Here is an 8,873-nt window from a genome sequence, read left to right as displayed (position 1 = left end):
CAGAATGTGACATCGTTTACGATGCAAGGGGAGTAGACGATGTCTTTTAGGAGAGATATAAAAAATGAACAGGGTAAATATTTACTGGAATTTGTATGGTCTGTTGTATTAACTATAGTTAGAGCTAAGATGAATAAAAAACTGTGGGAAATGGAAGTTGAGCTGTTATATCGCTATGTTAGGTAAGGAGGGCAAACAGCTTTAGTATATGATGCGTAGGATGTTGGGGGCGGTTTTTTAATCAGCGAAAAAGAGCAATTGAAAAAGAATAGTCACTGTTTTTTTAGAATAAAAATAGTGTAAACCAATTGGGATTTATCCAGTAGCAGGAAATCCATCCTTGCTTAAATGCGTTCTGATGGATATAATTCCTATATTATTTGATCGGGTTTTGTGTGAGAAAATTACAAAAGCTCTCGGTAATAAACAAGATTCTTGCAGGACAAGCACTTATTATTTCGCTTGTTATTGCAGGATTTTTTATGCTGGGAAATGATTTGAGTTCTAAATCAGCCTTATATGGCGGTTTGGCTGCGTTGATTCCTAACTGGTATTTCGCACGAAAAATCAATAAGCACAAAGGGCAAGAAGCAAAGAAGGTGGTTCGATCATTTTATGCGGGTGAATCGGGGAAATTAATACTTACAGCAATGCTGTTTGCACTGATTTTTCAAGACCCTAAGATAGACGTTGTGGCAGTGCTAACGACTTATATTGCAGCATTAACAGTTTTTTGGTTTGCGTTATTAATACGCAAATATTAATTTAGGAAGGCGAGTAACAAATGGCTAGTGAAGAGCACGCGGCGGAAGGCGCAACACAATATATTGTTCACCATCTAACACCGTTGTCTGTGGGTGAGGGTTTCTGGATGTTACATTTAGATACCTTGTTTATCTCTGCCGTTTTAGGTGCTTTATTTATCTGGGTCTTCAAAAATGCTGCTGAAAAGGCAACGACAGGTGTACCAGGTACAGGTCAGGCTTTTGTCGAAATGATGATTGAGTTTGTCGATCAACAGGTTAAAGATACTTTTCACGGTAGAAGTGAGCTAATTGCTCCCCTGGGATTAACAATCTTTGTCTGGGTATTTATGTGGAACTTTATGGATTTATTCCCCGTCGATATTTTACCTGCCATTGCGGGTATGATGGGCATGGAATATATGCGTGTTGTTCCTAGTACAGATTTAAACGCTACTTTTGCACTTTCAATCAGTGTTTTCTTACTCATTATTTTTTACAGTATTAAAATTAAAGGTGTTCTTGGATTTGCCAAAGAGCTGACATGTACGCCTTTTGGTCCATGGATGATGCCATTCAACTTGTTATTGAAACTGGTTGAAGAAATAGCAAAACCTATTTCACTTGCCTTACGACTATTTGGTAACTTATATGCCGGCGAATTGATCTTTATTCTGATTGCTTTGCTACCCTGGTATATACAGCCATTATTAAGTTTTCCCTGGGCTATCTTTCATATTCTAATTATTACTCTTCAAGCATTTATTTTTATGGTATTAACTATCGTATACCTAAGTATGGCGCATGAAGACCATTAATTAAGAACTACACTATTTTTAAACTTTAATATAACAATACTTTTGGAGGTATTATGGAACTTACAGCGTTGATTGCTGATGTACAAGGTATGACTGCTATTGCAGTAGGTCTGGTTTTAGGTATGGGTGCAATGGGTACTGCGATAGGCTTTGGTCTATTGGGTGGTAAGTTCCTTGAAGGTGCGGCTCGTCAACCAGAAATGGTACCTATGTTACAAGTTAAAATGTTCGTTGTTGCTGGTCTATTAGATGCGGTAACTATGATTGGTGTTGGTATGGCGTTATTCTTTACATTTGCTAACCCATTCCTATCTGCTGTTGAAGCGGTTGCAGGATAAGACACTCTGGTAAGTTATTTTAACAGCAACATGAGGAAGGCTAGTGAGTATTAATGCTACACTAATCGGTCAAATGATTACCTTTACACTTCTGGTATGGTTTACCATGAAGTATATTTGGCCGCCACTAATTGGCGCTATCGAAGAACGTAAATCTAAAATTGCTGAAGGATTGGCAGCGGCTGAAAAAGGCCAGGAAGATATGGAACGCGCAGCAAAAAAAGCTGCAAACGTTTTAAGAGAAGCGAAGCAACAATCAGCTGATATTGTAAATCTTGCACAAAAACGTGCGAATGAGATTGTTGAAGAATCAAAAGGCACCGCTAAGCAAGAGGGTGTACGGATGATCGAAGCAGCTCAGGCACAAATTGAACAAGAGATGCAGAGAGCGCAGGAACAAATGCGTAAAGAAGTTTCTGCATTAGCACTAAAAGCAGCTGGACAGATTTTACAGCAAGAAATTGACAAAGCTAAGCACAAAGAGCTACTCGGCAAAGTATCTGAGCAATTAGGTCAAGCATAATGAGTGAATTAGCAACTTTGGCAAGACCGTATGCAGAAGCTGTGTTTAAAAGAGCGAAGGAATCAGGGAGTTCTCAGGAATGGTCTGATACTTTAGCTTTTCTATCTGCCATTATGCAGGATGAGAGCTTAGCTGCAATTGTGAATAACCCAAGAGTGGATCAGGATAGATTGACGGCATTATTGCTGGATATTTGTCAGGAGCAAATGAATGGGGAAGCTAATAATTTTCTTAAACTATTAATAGAGAATGGAAGATTAAACATAGCGCCACAAATTGCGGAATTATTCGAGAAATACAAAGCTGAAGACGAAGGTTACGTTGATGTTGATGTTATAACTGCTTATGCTTTAACTAAAGCGGAAGAACAAAGCTTTACGACATCACTAAAAAAGAAACTCAATAAAAAAGTAAATATCAATTCTAGTATTGATAAAAGCTTAATTGGTGGCTTTTTAGTAAAGGCAGGCGACAGTGTGATTGACGGCTCTATCAGCGGTCAACTTCAACAACTAGCTAAAAGGATCTAACAGCTTAGACTGAGAAAAAATATGCAATTAAATCCATCTGAAATAAGTGATCTGATTAAGAAACGGATCGAAAATTTCGACGTCAACGTCGAAGCGCATACGGAAGGTACTGTAGTCAGTGTGACTGACGGTATTATTAGAGTACATGGTTTGTCTGAAGCTATGCAGGGTGAAATGCTTGAATTCCCTGGTGACTCTTATGGCATGGCCCTGAATCTGGAAAGAGATTCTGTGGGTGTAGTTATGTTAGGTGCATACCAGCATATTACTGAAGGCGATACCGTAAAATGTACGGGTAAAATTCTAGAAGTCCCTGTTGGTGAAGCATTACTTGGTCGTGTCGTTGATGCGCTAGGTAATCCCATCGACGGTAAGGGCGATATTGATACGGATTTAACTTCTCCGGTTGAAAAAATTGCCCCGGGCGTTATTGCCAGACAGTCTGTTGATCAGCCTGTGCAATTAGGTTTGAAATCAATTGATTCAATGATTCCGGTAGGTCGTGGTCAGCGTGAGTTAATTATTGGTGACCGCCAGACTGGTAAAACAGCGATTGCGATTGATGCGATTATCAATCAGAAAGATACAGGTATTAAATGTATCTATGTGGCCATTGGTCAGAAGCGATCTTCAGTTGCCAATTTGGTACGTAAATTAGAAGAGCATGGCGCGATGGATCATACCATCATCGTTTCTGCAACAGCTTCTGAATCTGCTGCTCTACAATTCATTGCGCCTTATACAGGGTGTTCAATGGGTGAGTTCTTTAGAGATAAAGGTGAGGATGCGCTAATTATTTATGATGATTTGACTAAACAAGCCTGGGCTTATCGTCAAATGTCATTATTATTACGTCGTCCACCAGGCCGTGAAGCCTATCCTGGAGACGTTTTCTATATCCACTCTCGTTTATTAGAAAGAGCATCACGCATTAATGCGGATGAAGTAGCAAAGCTGACTAACGGTAAAGTAAAAGGTAAAACGGGCTCATTAACTGCCCTACCGATTATTGAAACGCAAGGTGGTGATGTGTCTGCATTCGTACCTACCAACGTAATTTCAATTACAGATGGACAGATTTTCCTTGAGTCTGATTTATTCAACTCAGGTATACGTCCAGCGGTTAACGCGGGTCTATCTGTCTCTCGAGTGGGTGGTGCAGCACAAACGAAAATCATCAAGAAATTAGGTGGTGGTATTCGTCTTGATTTAGCTCAGTACCGTGAATTAGCAGCGTTTGCTCAATTCGCCTCGGATCTGGATGAAGCGACACGTAAGCAAATTGAACGTGGGCAGCGTGTGACCGAGTTAATGAAGCAGGATCAATATTCACCGATGTCTGTTGCACAAATGGCCGTTTCACTCTATGCAGCTAACGAAGGGTTCCTGGATGACTTAGAAATCAATAAAGTCCGTGACTTTGAAGATGCACTACAATCGTACATGGGTTCAGAGCAGTCTGACTTAATGGCGAAAATTAATGAGAAAGGCGATTTTAGTGATGAAATCAAGCAGGGCATTCATACTGCGATAGAAAGTTTCATTAAAACAAGTAGCTGGTAAAAGGGGCCAAAAAATGGCTGTTGGTAAAGAAATACGTACCCAGATCTCGAGTATTAAAAATACTCAGAAGATCACGCGCGCAATGGAAATGGTTGCTGCAAGTAAAATGCGTAAGACAAAGGAAAGGATGGAGGCGACACGCCCCTACTCAAAAAAGATTAGCCAGATTATTAAACACCTGGCACATGCAAATCCTGAGTACAAACACCCTTTTCTTGTTGAGCGTGAAGTAAAGCGGATCGGTGTTATTATTGTTAGTTCTGACCGGGGCTTATGTGGAGGGCTGAATTCTAATTTATTCAGAAAAACACTAAGACAGTTAACCCAGTGGGAAGGTGATAATATCGAAGTCGATGTTTGTACGATAGGTGGTAAAAGCGCAAGTTTTTTTAGCCGCTTAGATACAAACCTGGTTGGACAGGCTGCTAAATTAGGCGACTCGCCACATTTAGATGATGTTATCGGTGTCATAAAAGTGATGCTGGATGCCTATCATGCGGGCACAATTGATGAACTTTATGTCATGTACAATGAGTTTGTTAACACCATGACACAAGAGCCAACAGTCAGCCAATTACTTCCTGTTGTAGCACAAGAGTTAGACGATGACAGCCTAAAAGGCCACTGGGATTATTTATATGAGCCAGACGCCAAAGAAGTTTTAGACAATCTACTAACACGTTATATAGAATCCATTGTTTATCAAGGCTTGGTTGAAAATAATGCCTGTGAGCAAGCGGCCAGAATGGTGGCGATGAAAAGTGCTTCAGATAACGCGGGGAACCTTATTGATGAATTGCAGCTTGTTTATAATAAAGCAAGACAAGCGGCGATTACTCAGGAAATTTCAGAAATTGTTGCTGGTGCTGCGGCGGTTTAATGCTTGCAGAGCAATTTAGTATTTAAGAGGACGACACAATGAGTTCGGGTAAAATCGTTCAAATTATTGGTGCGGTAGTGGATGTTGAATTTCCACGCGAGTCGCTACCAAAAGTTTATGACGCACTAAATGTAGAAAGTGCAGGGCTGACTTTAGAAGTTCAGCAACAAATCGGTGATGGCGTAGTTCGCGCAATTGCTATGGGTACAACAGATGGATTAATGCGCGGTCTGGAAGTAAGCAATTCAGGTGATGCAATTAAAGTACCGGTGGGAACAAAAACGCTAGGACGTATTATGGACGTGCTAGGGAATCCTATTGATGAAAAGGGCCCTATCGGCGAAAAAGAAAAATGGGTTATCCATCGTGAGGCTCCCTCTTATGAGGATCAAGCACCAGCGAATGAACTTTTAGAAACAGGTATTAAAGTTATTGACTTGATATGCCCGTTTGCAAAAGGGGGTAAAGTTGGACTGTTTGGAGGAGCTGGAGTAGGTAAAACCGTTAATATGATGGAGTTAATCCGTAATATTGCGATTGAGCATAGTGGTTACTCAGTATTTGCTGGTGTTGGAGAGCGTACTCGTGAGGGTAATGACTTCTACCACGAAATGACTGATTCAAACGTAATCGACAAAGTATCATTAGTATACGGTCAGATGAATGAGCCTCCAGGAAACAGACTACGTGTTGCCTTGACTGGTTTAACGATGGCGGAGTACTTCCGTGAAGAAGGTAATGATGTATTATTCTTCGTGGATAATATCTATCGTTATACACTTGCGGGAACTGAAGTATCGGCACTATTAGGTCGTATGCCATCAGCAGTAGGTTACCAGCCTACACTAGCTGAAGAGATGGGTGTATTACAAGAGCGTATTACTTCAACTAAAACAGGTTCAATTACATCAATCCAGGCGGTATACGTACCAGCGGATGATTTAACTGATCCATCACCTGCGACAACATTCGCGCATTTAGATGCAACCGTTGTACTATCACGTCAAATTGCTGAGCTAGGTATTTATCCTGCGATTGATCCTCTGGATTCAAGTAGTCGTCAGTTAGATCCTCTCGTAATTGGTCAAGAGCACTATGATGTAGCTCGTGGCGTGCAAGGTATCTTGCAACGTTATAAAGAACTACGTGATATTATTGCGATTCTTGGAATGGACGAGTTATCTGAAGAAGATAAACTTACCGTAACAAGAGCACGTAAAGTACAGCGTTTCTTATCACAGCCATTCTTTGTTGCTGAAGTATTCACTGGTTCTCCTGGTAAATATGTATCCCTAAAAGATACTATTGCAGGATTCAGTGGAATTATTGACGGTGAATATGACGAGCTTCCTGAGCAAGCTTTCTATATGGTAGGAACCATAGACGAAGCAGTTGAGAAAGCGAAAGGAATGTAATTGCTGATTGAGGTAATATTATGGTCATGACAGTACATGTTGATATTGTAAGTGCAGAAAAAGAAATTTTCTCAGGACTTGCAGAAATGGTTTTTGCCCCTGCTGAACTCGGTGAAGTGGGTATATCTCCACGTCATGCGCCATTAATATCTAAATTAAACCCTGGTGAAGTTCGCGTTAAAGTAAGCGAGAAAGAGACTCAGGAGTTTTATGTTTCAGGTGGATTATTAGAAGTACAGCCACATTTAGTGACTGTATTGGCTGATACCGCCATTAGAGCAAAAGATATTGATGAGGCCGCTGCACTGGAAGCAAAAGCTAAAGCTGAAGAAGCATTAGAAGATAAGTCTGGTAAGATTGATTATGCAACTGCTCAAGCGCAATTAGCTGATGCAATGATGCAATTAAGAGCACTGGATAGGCTTAGGAAGCGTGCTTCGTAAGTAGTTCGTACGTTTTAAAATAAGAAGCCCGATAATGGAAACGTTATTGGGTTTTTTTTGTTAAAATTGATTTAAGTTGTAACATCAAAAGAAGGATTTCCTACACAGGCAAAAGCAAATTAGGCTCAGGTAAAATTGAATTCCTCCCCCCTCACTTGAATTAGATTATTCTTATTGTTGAAACAACTCAAATCAGATCTGCAGGCGAACAAACCGCCACCCCAGGCTTATTTAAAACATGCGTATAAATCATGGTCGTTGAAACATCGGAGTGCCCCAATAACTCTTGAACAGTCCGAATATCGTAACCATTCTCCACTAAATGTAATGCCGTAAAGTATGTGAGCTAACTCGCTTCAATAACTGAGCATTCGCAGCCGCCTGCTTAATCTGCTTCTGCAAGCTAGACTCATGCATATGATGTCGGCGCACAGCTCCAGAGCGCGGATCAACCGATAGGCGACTTGCAGGAAATAAAAATTGCCAACGCAACTCCTTTGCTGCATTAGGTAATTTACAACTTAAAGCATCAGGCAAATAAACTTCACCATGCCCCTGTTGTAAATCAAAATTATGCTGACTAGAAACAAATTCAATTTGCGCTGTCAACTGTTCTTGATACCGCTTAGGCAAAGGTACTAAACGATCCTTTCCGCCCCTTACCATTGCGAATAACAATCTGCTGATATCCCATATCAATATCCTGTATCCGCAAACGAATAACTTCCATTAAACGCATCCCTGTACCATACTGTAAGTAAGCCAGCAAGCAAAGCATATACTCCTTGCATCTGTTCTAATAAAGCGTGTATCTCGTCAACTGTTAAAACCACAGGTACTTTACGAACACGATTAGCAAGTTTAAATCCCTTTACATCTAACGGCCTATCCAGCACTTTACGAAATAAAAAAGACAAAGCATTTAACACTACTGCCTGAGTACTAGAAGCGACACGCCGCTCAATAGCCAGGTACTCTAAATACAGTTTCGCATGATTATCTCCGAGCTCATCAATACTCACTTCCGTATGAAATTTTAAAAAACGCTGAATCCAGTCTACATATGTCAACGGCGCTCAAAACCCGCGTAACTATGGCGAGTATCGCCACTTATAGCCATCCAGTCTGGCGAATATCATCAAACCAGCATTCTATCTGAGAGTTTTTTACCAGAAAATCGCGATTCATCATATTGGTTATTTTGACTTTACAATCTTCAAAATTCTCATCCATAAAAATTCAATAAATGAACTCATATTCCCTGAAGGGGAGTGATTGTGTCATTCTTATTGAGTGGGTTTAAGTGGTTACAATATTGATACATTCGGGAGAATTCGCATAAAGTTAAAGCAGAAACTTTACTCAGCAGGCGCCTGTATGTTGAAGTAAGCAGATTGGTAGAGAACTGTTGTGATACCGGCCAATAGATTCGCGTCAAACGTCCGGCACCACAACACCCACCGTGCTTTCGCACAAGCGGTTCAAGTATCGCACTTGTCTCGCCTTTTTTCCAGTTCTCTCTGACTGGAATTCTTATGTGTCGTTCTGCCCGTCTCTATAACTGTGTTCTCTGTCACCGCCAGGTGATTATTTGCAGTCATTGTGACCACGGCAATAGTT

13 protein-coding genes are annotated in these 8,873 nt (G+C 40.7%); 9 read left to right on the top strand and 4 right to left on the bottom strand.

Features of this window, described 5'->3' with window-relative positions:
* The first annotated feature begins 395 nt into the window (after positions 1-395).
* The 9 genes from CDZ78_RS06770 to CDZ78_RS06730 are packed head-to-tail and all read left to right on the top strand — an operon-like array spanning position 396 to position 7,253.
* A complete protein-coding gene (locus CDZ78_RS06770) occupies positions 396-764 on the top strand; it encodes an ATP synthase subunit I (protein ID WP_087869323.1) in 369 nt (122 codons plus the stop codon).
* A gap of 20 nt (positions 765-784) precedes the next feature.
* A complete protein-coding gene (gene atpB / locus CDZ78_RS06765; RefSeq protein ID WP_087869322.1) occupies positions 785-1,561 on the top strand; it encodes a F0F1 ATP synthase subunit A in 777 nt (258 codons plus the stop codon).
* A 53-nt stretch (positions 1,562-1,614) separates the two neighbouring features.
* Positions 1,615-1,899 (top strand): F0F1 ATP synthase subunit C, encoded by a 285-nt coding sequence (atpE, locus tag CDZ78_RS06760; protein ID WP_087869321.1) that lies wholly within the window; start codon positions 1,615-1,617, stop codon positions 1,897-1,899.
* Positions 1,900-1,942: 43 nt separating this feature from the next.
* Positions 1,943-2,422, top strand: a complete 480-nt coding sequence (locus CDZ78_RS06755; RefSeq protein ID WP_087869320.1) for a F0F1 ATP synthase subunit B — start codon at positions 1,943-1,945, stop codon at positions 2,420-2,422.
* Positions 2,422-2,952 (top strand): F0F1 ATP synthase subunit delta, encoded by a 531-nt coding sequence (locus CDZ78_RS06750; RefSeq protein WP_087869319.1) that lies wholly within the window; start codon positions 2,422-2,424, stop codon positions 2,950-2,952. The genes CDZ78_RS06755 and CDZ78_RS06750 overlap by 1 nt, the downstream gene beginning before the upstream one ends.
* A gap of 21 nt (positions 2,953-2,973) precedes the next feature.
* Positions 2,974-4,515 carry a F0F1 ATP synthase subunit alpha gene (gene atpA, locus CDZ78_RS06745; protein ID WP_087869318.1) on the top strand — a complete coding sequence of 514 codons (1,542 nt, stop codon included), beginning with the start codon at positions 2,974-2,976 and terminating at the stop codon, positions 4,513-4,515.
* Positions 4,516-4,528: 13 nt separating this feature from the next.
* Entirely contained in the window at positions 4,529-5,395 is an 867-nt protein-coding gene (gene atpG / locus CDZ78_RS06740; protein ID WP_087869317.1) for a F0F1 ATP synthase subunit gamma, read from the top strand.
* A 38-nt stretch (positions 5,396-5,433) separates the two neighbouring features.
* Complete coding sequence (gene atpD, locus CDZ78_RS06735; protein WP_087869316.1) at positions 5,434-6,810, top strand: F0F1 ATP synthase subunit beta; 1,377 nt, start codon at positions 5,434-5,436, stop codon at positions 6,808-6,810.
* 20 nt (positions 6,811-6,830) lie between these two features.
* On the top strand, positions 6,831-7,253 hold the full coding sequence (locus CDZ78_RS06730; protein ID WP_087869315.1) for a F0F1 ATP synthase subunit epsilon: 423 nt from the start codon (positions 6,831-6,833) through the stop codon (positions 7,251-7,253).
* A 187-nt stretch (positions 7,254-7,440) separates the two neighbouring features.
* On the opposite strand, the gene CDZ78_RS24255 is transcribed toward CDZ78_RS06730, so the two are convergent.
* Genes CDZ78_RS24255 through CDZ78_RS22925 form a run of 4 tightly spaced genes read right to left on the bottom strand, consistent with a single transcriptional unit; the run spans position 7,441 to position 8,275 of the window.
* The gene (locus CDZ78_RS24255) at positions 7,441-7,572 is read right to left on the bottom strand and encodes a tyrosine-type recombinase/integrase (protein WP_140413919.1); all 132 of its coding nucleotides are present in this window, start codon (positions 7,570-7,572) and stop codon (positions 7,441-7,443) included.
* Positions 7,572-7,919 (bottom strand): site-specific integrase, encoded by a 348-nt coding sequence (locus CDZ78_RS22930; RefSeq protein ID WP_373862449.1) that lies wholly within the window; start codon positions 7,917-7,919, stop codon positions 7,572-7,574. The genes CDZ78_RS24255 and CDZ78_RS22930 overlap by 1 nt, the downstream gene beginning before the upstream one ends.
* Positions 7,879-7,983, bottom strand: coding sequence for a hypothetical protein (locus CDZ78_RS23600; RefSeq protein ID WP_280175550.1), 105 nt, complete (start codon positions 7,981-7,983; stop codon positions 7,879-7,881). The genes CDZ78_RS22930 and CDZ78_RS23600 overlap by 41 nt, the downstream gene beginning before the upstream one ends.
* Complete coding sequence (locus CDZ78_RS22925; RefSeq protein ID WP_244559175.1) at positions 7,949-8,275, bottom strand: phage integrase N-terminal SAM-like domain-containing protein; 327 nt, start codon at positions 8,273-8,275, stop codon at positions 7,949-7,951. Before CDZ78_RS22925 ends, CDZ78_RS23600 begins: the two co-directional genes overlap by 35 nt.
* Between the last annotated feature and the right edge of the window lie 598 nt (positions 8,276-8,873).

The organism is Bathymodiolus platifrons methanotrophic gill symbiont (genome assembly GCF_002189065.1).
Taxonomy (GTDB): domain Bacteria; phylum Pseudomonadota; class Gammaproteobacteria; order Methylococcales; family Methylomonadaceae; genus Methyloprofundus.
Note: the sequence above shows the minus strand (reverse complement) of the source record. Positions and strands in the feature narration are given on the sequence as shown.